General features: G+C 63.4%; 1 protein-coding gene and 1 pseudogene. Both read right to left on the minus strand.

Annotated features, from left to right (window positions below; genetic code table 11):
- Positions 1 to 270, minus strand: a pseudogene (locus EN750_RS35115) (NADH-ubiquinone dehydrogenase); the annotation flags it as partial.
- Positions 271 to 340: 70 nt separating this feature from the next.
- On the minus strand, positions 341 to 1,220 hold an 880-nt coding region (gene nuoF, locus EN750_RS35120), incomplete at its 5' end, for an NADH-quinone oxidoreductase subunit NuoF (RefSeq protein WP_127399334.1).

Consider the following 1,220-nt stretch of genomic DNA (forward strand, 5'->3'; position numbering starts at 1 on the left):
CTGCGCGACGCGCGCCTCGAAATCATCGACGATCGGCTGCAGCAGCCGCTGCGAGGCTTCTGCCGCGCCTGAAAGCGCGCCCAGCCAGACGCCGAAAGCATGATTGGCGAGCCCGAGGCCAAGCGCCGACATCGCCGCCGCACCCGCCACAGGATGCACGAAAAGGTTGACGGCGCTGGCCATCTCCTTCGGCATCATCCTGGTCAAGTCCTGGTTCATCTTCTCGATCTGGTCCAAATTGGGCATCAGCGGGTTCGAATACGGCGCCATAGAGTTCTCCTGGTCGTTTCTTCGTTCGCCCCGCCCTTCGCTGCGGACTTCCGCCCGCGTAAACATTCTTCTATTCCGCCGCCACCATCACAGGCTCGGCCCGGTGCGCATTGCGCGAAAACTCGTCGATGCGCCGCTCCACTTCGCCGCGGAAATGCCGCATCAGTCCCTGGATCGGCCATGCCGCCGCGTCGCCAAGCGCGCAGATCGTATGGCCCTCGATCTGCTTGGTGACGTCGAGCAGCATATCGATCTCGCGCTTCTGCGCCTCGCCGCGCACCAGCCGTTCCATCACCCGCCACATCCAGCCGGTGCCTTCGCGGCATGGCGTGCACTGGCCGCAGCTCTCGTGCTTGTAGAAATAGGAAAGCCGCGCGATCGCCTTCACGACATCGGTCGACTTGTCCATGACGATGACAGCCGCGGTTCCAAGGCCGGATTTGAGGTCGCGCAGCGCGTCGAAATCCATCGGCGTGTCGATGATCTGCTCGGCCGGTACCAGCGGCACAGAGGCGCCGCCCGGTATGACCGCCAAAAGATTGTCCCAGCCGCCGCGAATGCCGCCGCAATGCGTCTCGATGAGCTCGCGGAACGGAATCGACATCGCCTCTTCGACCGTGCACGGATTGTTGACGTGGCCGGAGATGCAAAACAGCTTGGTGCCGACATTGTTGGGCCGGCCGAAGGACGAGAACCAGGCCGCACCGCGGCGCAGGATGGTCGGCGCGACCGCGATCGATTCGACATTGTTGACCGTGGTCGGGCAGCCATAGAGGCCGACATTGGCCGGGAATGGCGGCTTCAGCCGCGGCTGGCCCTTCTTGCCTTCGAGGCTTTCGAGGAGTGCAGTCTCCTCGCCGCAGATATAGGCGCCGGCGCCGTGGTGCATGTAGATGTCGAAATCATAGCCGGAGGTGTTGTTCTTGCCGATCAGCTTGGCCTCATAGGCT

Origin of the sequence: Mesorhizobium sp. M7A.F.Ca.ET.027.03.2.1 (assembly GCF_003999175.1) — a bacterium.
GTDB lineage: Bacteria > Pseudomonadota > Alphaproteobacteria > Rhizobiales > Rhizobiaceae > Mesorhizobium.